This window comes from Caldimonas tepidiphila, from assembly GCF_003569765.1.
Taxonomy (GTDB): Bacteria; Pseudomonadota; Gammaproteobacteria; order Burkholderiales; family Burkholderiaceae_C; genus Caldimonas; species Caldimonas tepidiphila.
Genome location: NZ_QXMG01000012.1, coordinates 41238 through 55074, shown reverse-complemented (window position 1 = coordinate 55074; position 13837 = coordinate 41238). Strand labels below are relative to the sequence as shown.

At 74.7% G+C, this 13837-nt stretch carries 15 protein-coding genes; 5 read left to right on the top strand and 10 right to left on the bottom strand.

The features are described from left to right. Positions 1 to 75 precede the first annotated feature (75 nt). From D3A59_RS10600 to D3A59_RS10575, 6 genes are all read right to left on the bottom strand, one after another. Positions 76 to 663: a GTP-binding protein gene (locus D3A59_RS10600; RefSeq protein ID WP_119154893.1), complete on the bottom strand. Its 588-nt coding sequence runs from the start codon at positions 661 to 663 to the stop codon at positions 76 to 78. Positions 664 to 675: 12 nt separating this feature from the next. Beyond that, complete coding sequence (locus D3A59_RS10595) at positions 676 to 1215, bottom strand: hypothetical protein (RefSeq protein WP_157991479.1); 540 nt, start codon at positions 1213 to 1215, stop codon at positions 676 to 678. A 257-nt stretch (positions 1216 to 1472) separates the two neighbouring features. Beyond that, positions 1473 to 2768 (bottom strand): DNA topoisomerase IB, encoded by a 1296-nt coding sequence (locus D3A59_RS10590; RefSeq protein ID WP_119154891.1) that lies wholly within the window; start codon positions 2766 to 2768, stop codon positions 1473 to 1475. Beyond that, positions 2768 to 3967, bottom strand: coding sequence for a DUF4142 domain-containing protein (locus tag D3A59_RS10585; RefSeq protein WP_119154890.1), 1200 nt, complete (start codon positions 3965 to 3967; stop codon positions 2768 to 2770). The genes D3A59_RS10590 and D3A59_RS10585 overlap by 1 nt, the downstream gene beginning before the upstream one ends. Before the next feature lie 56 nt (positions 3968 to 4023). Continuing rightward, positions 4024 to 4479, bottom strand: coding sequence for a ferritin-like domain-containing protein (locus tag D3A59_RS10580; RefSeq protein WP_119154889.1), 456 nt, complete (start codon positions 4477 to 4479; stop codon positions 4024 to 4026). A 43-nt stretch (positions 4480 to 4522) separates the two neighbouring features. After that, on the bottom strand, positions 4523 to 4771 hold the full coding sequence (locus D3A59_RS10575) for a DUF378 domain-containing protein (RefSeq protein WP_205665164.1): 249 nt from the start codon (positions 4769 to 4771) through the stop codon (positions 4523 to 4525). Positions 4772 to 4945: 174 nt separating this feature from the next. Between D3A59_RS10575 and D3A59_RS10570 the strand changes: the two genes are divergently transcribed. Continuing rightward, positions 4946 to 6175: a glycosyltransferase gene (locus D3A59_RS10570; RefSeq protein ID WP_119154888.1), complete on the top strand. Its 1230-nt coding sequence runs from the start codon at positions 4946 to 4948 to the stop codon at positions 6173 to 6175. After that, positions 6172 to 6930 carry a DUF2334 domain-containing protein gene (locus tag D3A59_RS10565; protein ID WP_119154887.1) on the top strand — a complete coding sequence of 253 codons (759 nt, stop codon included), beginning with the start codon at positions 6172 to 6174 and terminating at the stop codon, positions 6928 to 6930. Before D3A59_RS10570 ends, D3A59_RS10565 begins: the two co-directional genes overlap by 4 nt. A 72-nt stretch (positions 6931 to 7002) precedes the next feature. On the opposite strand, the gene D3A59_RS10560 is transcribed toward D3A59_RS10565, so the two are convergent. Continuing rightward, the gene (locus D3A59_RS10560; RefSeq protein ID WP_119154886.1) at positions 7003 to 7647 is read right to left on the bottom strand and encodes a phosphatase PAP2 family protein; all 645 of its coding nucleotides are present in this window, start codon (positions 7645 to 7647) and stop codon (positions 7003 to 7005) included. Then, positions 7604 to 8761 (bottom strand): glycosyltransferase family 4 protein, encoded by a 1158-nt coding sequence (locus D3A59_RS10555; protein ID WP_119154885.1) that lies wholly within the window; start codon positions 8759 to 8761, stop codon positions 7604 to 7606. The genes D3A59_RS10560 and D3A59_RS10555 overlap by 44 nt, the downstream gene beginning before the upstream one ends. A gap of 344 nt (positions 8762 to 9105) precedes the next feature. On the opposite strand from D3A59_RS10555, the gene D3A59_RS10550 reads away from it, so the two are divergent. From D3A59_RS10550 to D3A59_RS10540, 3 genes are all read left to right on the top strand, one after another. Then, the gene (locus D3A59_RS10550; RefSeq protein WP_119154884.1) at positions 9106 to 10161 is read left to right on the top strand and encodes a UDP-glucuronic acid decarboxylase family protein; all 1056 of its coding nucleotides are present in this window, start codon (positions 9106 to 9108) and stop codon (positions 10159 to 10161) included. After that, positions 10146 to 11648 carry a UDP-glucose dehydrogenase family protein gene (locus D3A59_RS10545; RefSeq protein WP_157991478.1) on the top strand — a complete coding sequence of 501 codons (1503 nt, stop codon included), beginning with the start codon at positions 10146 to 10148 and terminating at the stop codon, positions 11646 to 11648. Before D3A59_RS10550 ends, D3A59_RS10545 begins: the two co-directional genes overlap by 16 nt. Before the next feature lie 110 nt (positions 11649 to 11758). Further along, positions 11759 to 12112 (top strand): hypothetical protein, encoded by a 354-nt coding sequence (locus D3A59_RS10540; protein WP_240636023.1) that lies wholly within the window; start codon positions 11759 to 11761, stop codon positions 12110 to 12112. Between the two features lie 24 nt (positions 12113 to 12136). On the opposite strand, the gene D3A59_RS10535 is transcribed toward D3A59_RS10540, so the two are convergent. Together D3A59_RS10535 and D3A59_RS25350 are read right to left on the bottom strand one after the other, a co-directional pair. Continuing rightward, positions 12137 to 13444: a phospholipase D-like domain-containing protein gene (locus tag D3A59_RS10535; RefSeq protein ID WP_157991477.1), complete on the bottom strand. Its 1308-nt coding sequence runs from the start codon at positions 13442 to 13444 to the stop codon at positions 12137 to 12139. A gap of 10 nt (positions 13445 to 13454) precedes the next feature. Beyond that, positions 13455 to 13631, bottom strand: coding sequence for a hypothetical protein (locus tag D3A59_RS25350; protein WP_157991476.1), 177 nt, complete (start codon positions 13629 to 13631; stop codon positions 13455 to 13457). Between the last annotated feature and the right edge of the window lie 206 nt (positions 13632 to 13837).

Below are 13837 nucleotides of genomic sequence, written 5' to 3'. Positions count from 1 at the left end.
GGGGCATCCTCGCGCTGCGTGCGTTCCCTCCGGGAGGGGCGCAGCGCTTCCTGGGGAGGGGCCGTGCGGAAGCGCTCATGCGTGCAGACGCGAGTGCAGCGCGCGTGCCGGGAAGCGCTCGTTCATCTCCAGCATCGCGGTGAGCGTGAGCAGCAGTGCCGTGACGTCGCGGCGCTCGCGCGTGTCGACGCGGAACAGTGGCGGGCGGCACATGCTGCAGGTGCAGGAGGCGGCGGCATGCTCGTCGAGATAGTCGTCGAGCGAGGTGTCGATGGCCTCGTCGACATGGGTGATGCCGATCACGATCGGCTTGCGCAGCGGCCCGACGCGCCGGCGGATCTGCGTCAGGTAGTGCCGCATGTCGGACACCGGGTCGGGCCGGGAATGGTCGACGAGCAGCACGATGCCCTTGGACTGTTCGAGCAGGATGTCCCACATGAAGTCGAAGCGGTCCTGGCCGGGCGCGCCGTACAGGCGCAGCTTGTCGGAGGGGCCGATGCGCATCACGCCCATGTCCATCGCGACGGTGGTGTGATGCTTCAGCAGCGCGGTCTCGTCGGTCGCGACCGCCTCCGTGTCGACGACCTCGATGTCGCTGATGGTGCGGATCGCCTGGGTCTTGCCCGAGCCGACCGAGCCGAGGAAGAGGATGCTCCATTCCATGAGGGCTTCTTCCTAGCGCGACACGAGCTTCTTCCAGAGCCTTCCGAGGAAGGCGCTGGGCGGGGGCGGCGTCATCGCGAGGCCCGGGTCGCCGGCCGGCATCGGCTCGGCCGCCGCTTCGGCCAAGCCGCGTCGCTGCTGCAGCACGTCGAGGTGGCCGAAGCGGTGCAGCACCAGCAGCAGGCGGCGCGACTCCTCCTCCGGCAGCTCGAGCACGCGGCTGACGAGGAATCCGACCGTGGGCTTGTGCGACAGCAGCGCGCAGACGCGGGTGACCGGACCGGCCCATTCTTCCGGCAGATCCGGGATCGCGGGCCAGGATTTCAGGTAGACGAGGCCCAGGCGGAAGTCCTCAGCTGCCGGGCGTCCGTCGCCCGTCTCGGCCAGCGCGCGGCGCCAGGCCTCGGCCGCGGGCCGCGGCCGCTCCTGCGGCACAGGACGCAGCGCAGCTCCGGACTGCCCCAGATAGGCCGGCGCCCCCGATCCGGCGCGTGCCGGAAACTGCGACCTGGCGTCGATGGCCGGATCGAGCGAACCAAATGACGTGTTCATTTCAGCCAACCCCCTTTGAAGCATCGGCTGTCCCCCCGAATTGTTGTAACGAGTTGTATACGCATTTCTACGTCCCTGCCGGACGACTGTCAAGGCGCTCGGAGGAATGGCAAGGCGGCTTGCGTCAGGCTAAACAGTCCGCTCGTCATGCCGCCGGATTCGGTGCTATACGCGAGGGAGCGCGAGAGATGTCGCGCATCCTGAGCGGCCGCTGCGGCCCTGCGGTGTTCCGCTACCCGGGGGGCGGGTGGGGCGGCTCATGCGCGCGTCCGGGAGGAATCGGGGGGATTCTCGGCAGTGCCGGCGCGCGTTCGTCTGCGCCGGTTCAAGGGGGCATCGCAGGCGCTGGCCGGGGCAGGCGCGCTGACCCCCGCGCCGCGTCGCTCCCGGCCGTGCACGGCGCGCTGCTGGCGCTCGAGCCAGTGCAGCAGACGGAGTTCGTCGCGGTCGAGCCCGCGGCGCGGCGGCGGCTCCACCGCGGCATGCGTCTCGGGGTCGATCTCGAGGACCCCGGGGTGGACGTAGGACTTGCGGCAGACCGCCACCGTGTTGCCGAGCCGGCCGGCGACCTCGCGCAGGATCTGCATCGCCGTGGGGCGCTGCGCCCCCTCGGCGCACGGCGCGGTCATCAGCGCGAGCGCGTGCACCGTCGCGTGCCAGGTGCGGAAGTCCTTCGCGGTGAAGTCGGCCTGCGCGGCCTCGCGCAGGTAGGCGTTGACCTCGGCCGAGCCGATCGGATGCGACTGGCCGTCCTGGTCCGGGTAGTGGAACAGCTCCTGACCCGGCATCGCCTGGCAGCGCCGCACCACGCGCGCGACGCGCGGGTCCTCGAGCGCGACCTCGTGCATCACGCCGTGCTTGCCGCGAAAGCGCAGCCTGAGCACGCTGCCCTCGAGCGCGGCATGGCGCCGGCGCAGCGTCGTGAGGCCGTAGGAATGGTTCTGGCGCGCGTACTCGTCGTTGCCGATGCGCACCAGCGTCGTGTCGAGCAGTCGCACCAGCGTCGCGAGCACCGTGTTCCGGTCGGGCTTGCCGCGCCCTGCGCGCGCGAGGTCGCGCTCGACGCGGCGCCGGATGCGCGGCAGCGCGGCGCCGAAGGCACGCATGCGCTCGAACTTGTCGGCGTCGCGGTGCAGCCGCCACTGCGGGTGATAGCGGTACTGCTTGCGTCCCCGCGAGTCGCGCCCGGTGGCCTGCAGGTGGCCGCGCGGATCGGGGCAGATCCAGACCTCCTGGTAGGCCGGGGGAATGGCCAGCCGCCGGATGCGATCGAGCTCTGCCGGGTCGCTCAACCAGCGACCGTCGGGCAGGCGATAGGCGAAGCCGCGGCCGCGGCGCACGCGGCGGATGCCGGGCTGGGTGTCGGTGACGTAGACGAGGCCGGGCGGGATCTCGACGTCGGCCGACGGCGCGGGTGGCGACCCGAGGGGCGTCGAGGGGGGCGCGGGCGAGGCTCCCGCAGGCGCCGGCGTTGCCGCTGCGGCGGCGCTGCGCCCGCGTGGCGGCCGGGCGCCGGCCTTCGCTGTGGCGGGGACCTGGGCCGTCCCCACCATCAACCCGCTTTCGCCCCTGGCAGCTTCTGCGCGGCTTCCAGGTGCTGGCGCAGCATCGGCAGCGCCTTCTCGACGAGAGCCTTCACCTGCGGGTTCTGCGTCTCGCGGCTCGCGCGCTCGAACAGCGCGATGTCCTCGCGGTGGGCTTGCAGGCCGACGGTCTGCACGAAGAGCCGGTCGAACTCGTCCTGGCGCGCCTTGCTGAGCCGGTCGACGAGCGCCTGCTTGTCGGCCGGCGCGTCGGTCGGCAGCGTCACGCCCGAGGCCAGCGCGAGCCGCTGGAGCTCGCGGTTGAGTCCGGTGTGATCGTCGACCAGCATCTTCGCGTAGGCCGTCACTGTCCTGTCCTGGCCGCGCTGCGTGGCGAGCTGCGCCATCGCCAGCTCGAAGTTCCCCGAGGCGACCGCGGCGGCGAGGAACTTCTGGTCCGGGCCGGCCGCCGTGGCCGGCGAGGGCGAGCCGGCGGCATCCTGGGCGGCAGACGGCTGCGCGGCGGGCCGCTCGTCGCCGACAGTGGCCCCGGTGCCGCCGCTCATCGCGCCGCTGGCGTCGCGGCCGCTGCCGGGGGCGCCAGTGGAGCCGCTCGAGCCTCCCGGCAGGCCGGCGACGGTGCCGGAACCGGTGTGGCCGCCGGCGCCGCTGCCCGTCGATGCCGTGCCGCCGGTGTCGGCCGGGCCGGGCGGCAGGGCCAGGTCGGAGCGCGGCGAGCCGCCCGTGTCCGCGCCTCCGCCGCGCGAGGTCGCGGTGCCGCCGCTGCCGCTCGATCCGCTGCTGCCGGACGCGCTGCCCGAGCCCGGGCCGTTGCTCCCGGAGCCGCCGGCGGCGGTGCCGGTCGTCGCACCGGTGCCGGTCGTGCTGGTCACGCCGGTGCTGCCGGTCGCGCCCGAAGGGCTGCCGAGCTGCGCGCCCTCGGAGGGCGCGGCGCCGCTGACGCCGCTGCCCGCCGAGGTGGCGGTGGTGCTCCCCGAACTCGTCACCGTGTCCGTGCCGGTCGAGATCTCGGTGCCGGTGCGCTCGCCGAGCGCGGAGCCGGCGGTACTGCCGCCGGAGGTGGCCGGCGCGCTCGCCGGCTGGCCCGAGGTCGGCGTGTCGGTGGTCGGGTTCGGGGTGTTGGGGCTGCGGTCGCAGGCGGTGAGCGCCAGTGACACCACGGCGAGGGCGATCGCGGTGCGGAGGCCGCCAGAGGTCGGTTTCTTCATCGGAATCTCCTGCCAAATGTGCATCGGCGCTGCACTTCTTGCGTCACCGCGCCTCATCAGGACGAGGCCATCTTGATCCGGTTGCGCGCGGCCTTGACCATGTCGTGGTTGCGCTGCACGCCCTGGTACTGGCGCTCGACCACCGCGCGCACCGGCTCGGGCAGCGGCTTGGCCAGCGCGTTGCGGTAGCGCTCGAGCGCCGCGTCCTCGCCGCGCTCGCACTCCTCGAGCATCGCCTCGTCGCTGTGGCCGGTCAGCATGCCCTTGACCGAGACCCAGCCGCGGTGCAGCGTGCCGCTGGCGCTGCTGCCGGTGTCGGGGGTGCCACCGTACTGCGTGACGAGCGACTGCAGCTCCTGCGCACCGCGGCGGCAGGACTCGGCGCGGTCGTTGAACAGCGTGCGCAGGTCGGTCGACTTCACGTGCTCGGCGCACTGCTGGAAGCCGTACTCGCCGTCCTTGCAGGTCTCGATCAGGGTGTTGAGGGTGTCGAGGACGTCGTTCTGGTCCATGGGGAACTCCTTTGCTTGTGGGAGAGGGAAGGGGAGGAGGGCCTCACCGCAAACGCGATACACGCGGCAGCAGCGCGAGGCAGTACAGCGCGGCCAGGCCCACGAGCACGTAGACGATGCGCGAGAGCACCGACATCGGGCCGAAGATCGCGGCCACGAGATCGAAGTTGAACAGGCCCACCAGCGCCCAGTTGAGGCCGCCGATGATCAGCAGCACCATCGCGATGGTGCTCAGCACTGCCGGCGCCGCCGAGGCGCCCGAGGCGGGCATGTCGTCCGCGGGTCGGTTCATGGATCACTCCTTTCCGAACTTCCGAGAGAGTGAGGGATTGAGGCATGTCTGCTCGGCAGGTAACGTGCCTGCCAGCGCGGTCATGCCGCCCGTCCCGCCGGGGCGGAGCTCGCCGCATCCCTTCACCCCCCTGATCCGGATGTCCGGGCATGGGCGTTGCCCCCTTCTGGTGTCATGGATGTTTCCCTCTCCGCGCCGGCGACGCGCCTCCCCGCTGCGGTCCCTCGCGAGCGCGGCGGCGGGGACGCGCGGCTCCACCTGCTCGACGCGACGATGTTCTGGAGCGCCACCAGCGGCGGCGTGCGCCGCTACCTGCGCGCCAAGCGCGACTGGCTCGCGTCGCGGGACGGCTGGCGCCACACCATCATCGCGCCGGTCGTCACCGAGCCCGGCATGGTCGGCGTGCCGGGCGTGCCGCTGCCGGGTGCGCCCGACTACCGGGTGCCGCTGCGGCGCGCGGCCGGCGCGCGGCTGATGCAGGACCTGCGTCCCGACCTGATCGAGGCGGGCGATCCGTGGCGGCTCGCATGGTCCGCACGCGACGCGGCCGCGCGCCTGGGCGTGCCGGCGGTCGCGTTCTGCCACTCGAACCTCGCGGCGCTGGCCGAGCGGCTGTGCGCCCCGCTGCTCGGTGCGCGCGGCGCGCGGCTGGCCGCCGGCGCGGCGCGCCGCTACATGCGCCACGTCTACCGCGGCTTCGACCTCGTACTCGCGCCGAGCGAGGCGATGCGCCTTCAACTGCTCGAGCTCGGCCTCGAGCGGGTCGAGCGCCAGCCGCTCGGCGTCGACGTGAACACCTTCTGCCCGGCGCGGCGCGATCCGCGCTGGCGCGAGGCGCTCGGCCTGCCTCGCGATGCGCGCGTGCTGGTCTACGTGGGCCGCTTCGCCGCCGAGAAGAACCTGCCGCTGCTGGCTCGGGCGGTGAGCTGCCTGGGGCCCCGCTACTGGCTGGTGGCGATCGGCGACGGGCCGCTGCCGCCCTCGGGCGAGCGCGTGCTCGTGCGCCCCTTCGAGGCCCGGCCCGAGGGCGTCGCGCGCGCGCTCGCGAGCGCGGACGCGGCGGTGCACGCGGGCGACCAGGAGACCTTCGGCCTGGGCGTGCTGGAGGCGCTGGCCTGCGGCACGCCGGTGGTCGCGAGCGCCGCGCAGGGCCTGGCCGAGCTCGTCGACGTGCGCGTCGGCATGCCGGTGGCGCGGCAGCGGCCCGAGGCCTTCGCGGAGGCCGTCGACGCGCTGTTCGCGCGCGAGCGCGCCGCGCTGTCGCTCGCGGCGCGCGAGCGCGCCGAGGCGCATGCCTGGGACCGGGTGCTGCCGCAGCTGCAGGCGCGCTACCACCGCCTGCTCGGGCGCGAGGAGGACCGGGCGCCGCGGCCGGCGCCGCTGCTGGCGGAGATGCCCCGATGAAGCCGGGCCTGAGCGTGGTGCTGCATGACGTGGCGCCGGCCACCGCGCTGCTGTGCCGGCGGCTGATCGACGCGGTGCACGAGGTCGCGCCGCTGCCGATGACGCTGCTGGCGGTGCCGCGCTACCACCACCAGGACCCCGACGCGGGCTTCGACCACTGGCTGGGCGAGCGGCTCGATGCCGGCGACGAGCTCGCGCTGCACGGCTACACGCACTGGGACGACGGCGAGCCCGACGGCTGGATCGACCACCTGCGCCGGCGCGTCTACACCGCGAGCGAGGGCGAGTTCAGCGCGCTGAGCTGCGCGCAGGCGACGCTGCGGCTCGCGGCCGGCATGCGCTGGTTCGAGCGCAACCACTGGCCGCTGCACGGCTTCGTCGCGCCGGCCTGGCTGCTCAGCGAGGGCAGCTGGAAGGCGCTGCGCACGATGCCGCTGCGCTACACCTGCACGCTGCGCGAGCTCGTGCCGCTGCAGCGCGGCAGCGAGCCGCTGGTCAGCCAGAGCGTGGTCTACAGCACCCGCAGCGCATGGCGGCGCGCGCTGTCGCGCCTGTGGAACCCGGCGGTGGTCGCGACGCAGCGCCACCGCCCGCTGCTGCGCTTCGAGCTGCATCCGCACGACGTCGAGCACGCCACGGTGCGCCGCTCGTGGCAGCGCCTGCTCGCGCGCCACCTCGAGGCGCGCGAGCCGCTGACGCTCGCGCAGGCGACGCTCGCCTGGCAGCAGCGCGGGCGCGGTTCGCTGGCGTGCTGAGCCGGGCGGCCCACGGCCCGGCGCTGGAAAAGGAGCGGGCGGCGACGGGCTCGCCGGGCGAGCCCGCCGGCCTCAGATCACCGACAGCGCGATCGCCGCGATCAGCGCGCCGATGCCGGCGCCGGCCAGCACGTCGCTCGGGTAGTGCAGGCCGAGCACGACGCGCGACAGCGCCACCAGCGCGGTGAAGCCCCACAGCAGCGGCGCGAGCACCGGGTAGGTGTTGGCGATCACCATCGAGAAGGCCACCGCGTGCAGCGTGTGCCCGCTCGGGAAGCTGAACTGGTCGAGCGCGCGCGCGCAGGCGCGGATGTCGGGGCAGCTCATGAAGGGCCGCTCGCGCGCGATGCAGCGCTTGAGCGAGAGGTAGAGCACCAGGTTGATCAGGCCGACCAGTCCCATCTGGATGGCGCAGGTCCAGCCGCCCGGGCCGCCGAGGAAGGGCAGCAGCACCATCACCGAGTACCACAGCATGCCGTCGCCGAGCCGGCTCACGAGCACCAGCAGCAGCACCACGGCCGGGTTGGCCGCGGCGCGGTGCAGCCAGCGCGCGCCGCGGCGGTCGTGCTCGGCCCACAGCGCGCGGCGCGCCCAGGGCGGGCGTGAGGCGTCCTCGTCGGCCGCGGCAGCGGCGAGCGAGTCGGCCGGGCTCGCCGGCCGGGGAGGCGACGCCTCAGGCGAGGCAGGCGTCGGCGGAACGTGCGGCTTCCACGGCATGCGCAGTCTCCTGAAGGTGGTCCTCGAAGCGGGCGAGCACCCGGTCCCAGCTGGCCTGCAGCGCGGCCTCGCGGGCCCGCTCGCGCAGCGCCCGCAGCGTGTCGGACTGCCAGGCCAGCGAGCAGGCGGCGGCGACGAAGCCGGGCTCGTCGCCGGGCGGCACGAGCAGGCCGCTGTCGTGGTCCTCGATGTGCTCGGCGGCTGCCGCGACGTCGAAGGCCACCACCGCGAGGCCCGAGGCCATCGCCTCCAGCGTCACGTTGCCGAAGGTGTCGGACAGGCTCGGGAACAGGAACAGGTCGGCCGAGGCGTAGTGCTCGGCGAGCGCCTCGCCGCGCTGCAGCCCGGCGAAGTGGACATGCGGGTGCTGCTGCTGCCAGCGCCGGCGCATCGGGCCGTCGCCGACCACCACCATGCGCGCGCCGGGCAGCCGCTCGCGCACCGCGTCGAAGGCGGCCAGCGCGAGCGGCACGTTCTTCTCGGCCGCGAGCCGCCCGACGTAGAGCAGCACCGGGGTCGCCTCGCCCGCGCCCCAGCGCTCGCGCAGCGCGGCGCTGCGCCGCTGCGGCGAGAAGAGCCGCGCGTCGACGCCGCGGCCCACCACCGTCAGGTGAGCGAAGCCGCTGCCGGCGAGCTGCTCGCGCAGCGCGGCGGTCGGCACGAAGGTGCGGTGCGTGGCGTTGTGGAAGCGGCACAGGTAGTGGCGCACCATCGGCTCCATCCAGCCGAGCCCGTAGTAGCGGCTGTACTGGTGGAAGTTGGTGCGGAAGTCCGAGGTCACCGCGAGGCCGAGCTGCCGGGCCGCCTGCACCGCCGCGCGCCCGAGCGGCCCCTGCGTCGCGACGTGCACGAGCTGCGGCAGGCGGCGCTCGAAGCGCTCGCGCAGCGTGGCCGTCAGCGCGAGGCCGAAGCGCAGGTCGCGGTACATCGGGATCGGCAGGCTGCGCGTGCGCCACTCCTCGGCGTCGTCGCGGCGCTCCTCGCCGGGCTGGCGCGGGCGCAGCAGGCAGAGCTCGTGACCGTTCGCGCGAAGGTGGCGCACCGTGCGTTCCACGGTCAGTGCGACGCCGTTGAGTTCGGGCGGATAGGTCTCGGTGACGTAGGCGATGCGCACGGCGGATTCGGGCTCTGAGGGTGAGTGTGGCGGGGCAATCGAAGTGCCCGTACACCCGTTCGAGGGGCGTCGGCGAACGCCGGCTGAAGGCTTCCCGGGGGCCGGGCGGCGGGCGGGCTCGCGGCACCACGCATCCGCGGGGGGGGCGCTCGCCCGCGTCCCCGCGCGGGCGGCAATTCCTTCTCACCGAAGCGGCGGTGCCGGCGGCCGCGGCACGCGTTGCCGCATGCGGCGCGACGCGCGGCCGGGGCAAGGGAGGGGCAAGGGCGGGAGGCGCCCCCCGGGCGCGCCGCTGGGGCACGGGGCTTGCTGCCCGCAGGCATCACGACAACGCGGGATCGCCCATGACAACGTCCACTCGGAAGCGCGTGCTGGTCGCCGGGGGCGCCGGTTTCCTCGGCAGCCATCTCTGCGACCGCCTGCTCTCCGAGGGGCACCGCGTGCTCGCGATCGACGACCTCTCCACCGGGCGGCGCGAGAACCTCGAGCACCTGAGGCTGCACGCGCGCTTCGCCTTCCGGGAGCACGACGTGACGCGGCCGCTGCCGGCGGGGCTGGACGTGGACGGCATCTTCAACCTCGCCTGCCCGGCGAGCCCGCCGCACTACCAGCGCGAGCCGGTGCAGACCACGCTCACCTGCGTGCTCGGCGCGCACCACCTGCTCGAGCTGGCGCGGCAGTGCGGCGCGCGGCTGCTGCAGACCTCCACCAGCGAGGTCTACGGCGACCCGGCCGTGCATCCGCAGGTCGAGGACTACCGCGGCAACGTCAGCCCGACCGGCCCGCGCGCCTGCTACGACGAGGGCAAGCGCTGCGCCGAGACGCTGTGCTTCGCCTACCTGCGCCAGCACCAGACGCCGGTGCGCGTGGTGCGCATCTTCAACACCTACGGGCCGCGCATGCAGCCCGACGACGGCCGCGTCGTCAGCAACTTCATCGTGCAGGCGCTGCGCGGCGAGGACCTGACGGTCTACGGCAACGGCGAGCAGACGCGCAGCTTCTGCTACGTCGACGACCTGATCGAGGGCTTGCGCCGCATGATGGACGCCGACGCCGAGGGGCCGGTGAACCTCGGCAACCCCCAGGAGCACACCGTCGCGGAGCTCGCCGAGCGGGTGCTGGCGCTGACCGGCAGCCGCTCGCGCATCGTGCGCCGGCCGCTGCCCGCGGACGACCCGAAGCGCCGCAAGCCCGACATCGGCCAGGCGCGGCGGCTGCTCGGCTGGCAGCCGAGCGTGAGCCTCGAGGACGGGCTGCGCGAGACGATCGCGTGGTTCCGCGAGCGGCTCGGCCTGCCGCCCGAGCGCAGCATCTTCCTGCCGGCGGTCGCGGTCGCGGTCGCGGCCGAGGCGGCGACGGCGACGGCGACGGCGACGGAGGGGCCGTGCGAATCGCGGTGATCGGCACCGGCCGCGTCGGCCTGGTCTGCGCGGCCGGCCTGGCGCAGCTCGGCCACGACGTGGCCTCGGTCGATGCCGACCCGTCGCTGATCGGGCGGCTCGAGCGCGGTGCGCTGCCGCTCTACGAGCCGGGGCTCGATGCGCTGGTGGCGATCCACCGCGCGTCGGGGCGGCTCGCCTTCACCGCTGACCTGCGCGCCGCGCTCGCGCAGGCCGAGGTGGTCTTTATCGCGGTGGAGCGGCGCGAGGAGGCGGGGCCGGGCCCGGCGGCGGGCAGCGCCGTCCCCGGGCGCACCGCGCCCGAACACGCGCTCGAGGCCGAGCGCGCGTGCGTGCTCGAGGTGGCGCGCGCACTCGGCCGCTGCCTGGCGCGGCCGGCGACCGTGGTGCTGAAGTCCGCCGCCCCGGTGGGCACCTGCGAGCGCCTGCGCGAGGCCATCGACGCGGGCCTGCGCGAGCGGGGGCTGCCGTGGCGGGTGCCGGTGCTGTGCAATCCCGAGTTCCTGCGCGGCGGCAGCGCGGTGCGCGACTTCCTCGAGCCCGGCCGCATCGTGGTGGGCGCCGACGCGGCGGGCGAGGCCGGGGTGCTGCGGCGCGTCTACGCGCCGCTGCTGGAGCGCGGGGTGCGGCTGCTGTGCCTCGGTCTGCGCAGCGCCGAGCTCGGCAAGCAGGCCGTCGGCGCGATGCTCGCGGCGCGCATCAGCTTCATCAACGAGATGGCGGCGATCGCGCATGCGCTCGACGCCGACATCGCGCAGGTCTGCGAGGTGCTCGGCAGCGACCCGCGCATCGGCCCCGAGTGCCTGCGCCCCGGCATCGGCTGGGGCGGCGCGGGCTTCCCGCGCGACCTCGCGAACCTGCGCCACGCGGCGGCCGCGCAGGGCCTGCAGCCGCGGCTGATCGGCGCGGCGGAGGCGGTCAACGAGACGCAGCGGCACTGGCTCTACGAGCGCCTGTGCGACTGCTACGGCGGGCCGGCCGGGCTGCGCGGGCGGCGCATCGCGCTGTGGGGCCTGGCCTGCAAGCCCGGCAGCGACGAGATGCGCGACGCGCCCAGCCTCTGGCTGGCGCGGCGGCTGGTCGAGGCCGGCGCGCATGTCGCCGCCTACGACCCGGTGGCGCTGCGCGGCGCCGCGCGCCGGCTCGACCATCCGCCCCGGCTGCACTGGGCACGCAGCGCGCGCGCCGCGCTGCAGGGGGCGCAGGCGCTCGTGCTGGCCACCGAGTGGCCCGAGTTCCTGCGCGTCGACCCGCGCGAGATCGCGCGCGAACTCGCCGACGGTCTCGTGATCGACGGCCGCAACCTCTTCGATGCCGAGCGCTGCCGCGCAGCCGGGCTGCGGCTGCTGCAGGTCGGCCGCCCCGCGCTCGCGCCGCGCCCCGCGCTGCCCGGCGGCGTGCCCGACGCGCTGCGGCAGGTCGCGGCGGCAAACGCCGAGCATGCGCACCGCCAAGGCGGGCCGGCCGGGGGGACGTGGGGGGCCTGAAGTCCCGGGGGCAAGACCCTGCGCGGCCTGCATCCGTGCCCCGCTTGCAAGGCCCGCCGGGCCCGTCGGTGTTAAGTTCGGTGCAGTTTGCGCTGCCGAGGAGGCCTGCCATGCCGAACGATCCTGTCGCGGAGTGCGCCAATGCGCACTGGACCCAGATGGTCGACCAGTGCTGCGGTGCGCCCGCACCGTCGCGCGGACCGCGGCCGAAGACGGCCGGTCCGCCGCTGCCGGGCCGGCCGCTGCCACCCTCGCCGGACGGCGCGCAGGACGAGCGCGAGCGCCTGCGCGAGCGGCTGCCCCGCGTCGAGCGCCTGCTCGCGAGCCGGCGCGCCGACCTGCTGTCGGAGCAGGAGGTCGAGCGCTACGTCGCGCTCGACTGGCTCGAGTGGCATGGCGGCACGCTGCGTCTGACCGTCGTCGGCCGCAATCTGTGCAGCCGGCAAGGCGCGGCCCTGCGCTGAAGCCGCGCCCACCCCGCGAGCGGCTCAGAGGAAGAACTCGAAGCGGCGCGCCAGCCACTCCTGCATGCGCGGCACCCAGCCCCGCTGCTGCCAGCGCTCGGCGGTGATCTCGCTGCAGCAGCCGACGTCGCGCCAGAACACCGCCTCGAGCTCGGCCGCGAAGTCGCGGTCGAGCACCACCACGTTGGCCTCGGCGTTGTGCAGGAAGCTGCGCCAGTCGAGGTTGCTCGAGCCGACCGTGGCCCACACGCCGTCGATCACGCAGGTCTTGGCGTGCAGCATCGCGTCGTGCCGCTCGTGGATGTGCACCCCGGCCTGCAGCAGCCAGGCGTAGTGCGAGCGTCCCGCGTGCAGCGGCGCCCACACGTCGCTGATGCCGGGCAGCACCATGCGCACCTCGACGCCGCGGCGCGCCGCCGCGGCGAGCGAGCGCATCAGGCGGCGCGTCGGCACGAAGTAGGCCACCGTGATCAGCACGCGCTGCTGCGCGGCGTCGATCGCGCCGATCAGCGAGCGGTAGAAGGCGTTGCGGCGCCGTCCCGCCTCGCGCGCCGCGACGCCCACCTGCTGCGTGCCCGCGGGCGGCAGCGGCGGGTAGTAGCGCGCGCCCGGCAGCGGCTCGCAGGAGTGGCGGTGCCAGTGCGAGATGAAGAGCCGCTGCATCTCGGCCACCACCGGGCCCTCGATGCGCACGTGCGTGTCGCGCCAGCCCGACTGCAGCACCCGCGCGCGCTCGCGCCGCAGCGGCCCCGAGGGGCCCGCGGCGTAGACGCCGCTGATGTTGACGCCCCCGGTGAAGCCGATGCGGCCGTCGACGATCATCAGCTTGCGGTGGTCGCGCAGGTGCAGCGCGCGGCTGATCGTGTTGCGCAGCGGATTCAGCGGGTTGTACTCGCACACCCGCACGCCGGCCGCGCGCATCGCGTCGAAGTAGGACGCGGGCGTCTGCATCGAGCCGAAGGCGTCGAACAGCACGTTCACGCGCAGGCCGTCGCGGCGCCGCGCGATCAGCCGGCGCGCCATCTCCTCGCCGGGGCCGCTCGCCTCGAGCGTGTAGCTCTCCAGGTTGATGTGGTCGCGCGCGGCGTCGATCGCGTCGAACATCGCCGCGTAGGTGGCCGGCCCGTCGAGCAGCACCTCGACGCGGTTGCCGGGAATCACCGGCGCGTCGAGCGTGCGCGCCAGCACGCGGCCGTGGCGCTGCAGAGCGGCGGCCGGGCCGCCGTGGGGCGGAGCGGCGGAGGGGGAAGGGGAGGCGCCGCTGCCGAGGCCGGAAAGGCCGGGAACCCGCAGCGGCGCGACGGCGGTTCCGGACTGGACGGGCGGGCTCAAGGCCTGCCCCTCAGTTCCATGCGTCGCGGCCGCGGCGCGGGGCGGCGGGAGAGGGGCGGGGCGCCGGCCGGGCGGCAGGGCGGTTGCCGGGATGGGCCTCCGGCCGGGAGAGGTTGGCGTGGTCGCCGCGCTCGCGGCTCGGGTGCTCGCAGGGGAGCTTGCCGTTGATCGTCTCGGGGGATCTCATGGGGGTCTCCAGGCGACTTCGGGAGCATTTCGCACGGTCGAAGAGGCAATCGGCGTGCCCGGGGCCCGCACCGAACAAAGTGCAGTCCGCGGCAGTTTCTGCAGCGGGGCCGAGGGTCTGGCCGGCAAGGGCCTCGCACCCGCCGCCGAAGGCGGCCCGCGGGATCGGCCGGCGGAGGTTCCCCCCGGCATGCCCCTTGCCCAAGG

Excerpts from the sequence above, each read along its gene's own strand:
- D3A59_RS10570 (WP_119154888.1), top strand. The coding sequence starts at position 4,946 with ATGGATGTTTCCCTCTCCGCGCCGGCGACGCGCCTCCCCGCTGCGGTC.
- D3A59_RS10550 (WP_119154884.1), top strand. The coding sequence starts at position 9,106 with ATGACAACGTCCACTCGGAAGCGCGTGCTGGTCGCCGGGGGCGCCGGT.
- D3A59_RS10595 (WP_157991479.1), bottom strand. The coding sequence starts at position 1,215 with ATGAACACGTCATTTGGTTCGCTCGATCCGGCCATCGACGCCAGGTCG.
- D3A59_RS10560 (WP_119154886.1), bottom strand. The coding sequence starts at position 7,647 with ATGCCGTGGAAGCCGCACGTTCCGCCGACGCCTGCCTCGCCTGAGGCG.
- D3A59_RS10565 (WP_119154887.1), top strand. The coding sequence starts at position 6,172 with ATGAAGCCGGGCCTGAGCGTGGTGCTGCATGACGTGGCGCCGGCCACC.
- D3A59_RS10600 (WP_119154893.1), bottom strand. The coding sequence starts at position 663 with ATGGAATGGAGCATCCTCTTCCTCGGCTCGGTCGGCTCGGGCAAGACC.
- D3A59_RS10590 (WP_119154891.1), bottom strand. The coding sequence starts at position 2,768 with ATGGTGGGGACGGCCCAGGTCCCCGCCACAGCGAAGGCCGGCGCCCGG.
- D3A59_RS25350 (WP_157991476.1), bottom strand. The coding sequence starts at position 13,631 with ATGAGATCCCCCGAGACGATCAACGGCAAGCTCCCCTGCGAGCACCCG.
- D3A59_RS10585 (WP_119154890.1), bottom strand. The coding sequence starts at position 3,967 with ATGAAGAAACCGACCTCTGGCGGCCTCCGCACCGCGATCGCCCTCGCC.
- D3A59_RS10540 (WP_240636023.1), top strand. The coding sequence starts at position 11,759 with ATGCCGAACGATCCTGTCGCGGAGTGCGCCAATGCGCACTGGACCCAG.
- D3A59_RS10575 (WP_205665164.1), bottom strand. The coding sequence starts at position 4,771 with ATGAACCGACCCGCGGACGACATGCCCGCCTCGGGCGCCTCGGCGGCG.
- D3A59_RS10580 (WP_119154889.1), bottom strand. The coding sequence starts at position 4,479 with ATGGACCAGAACGACGTCCTCGACACCCTCAACACCCTGATCGAGACC.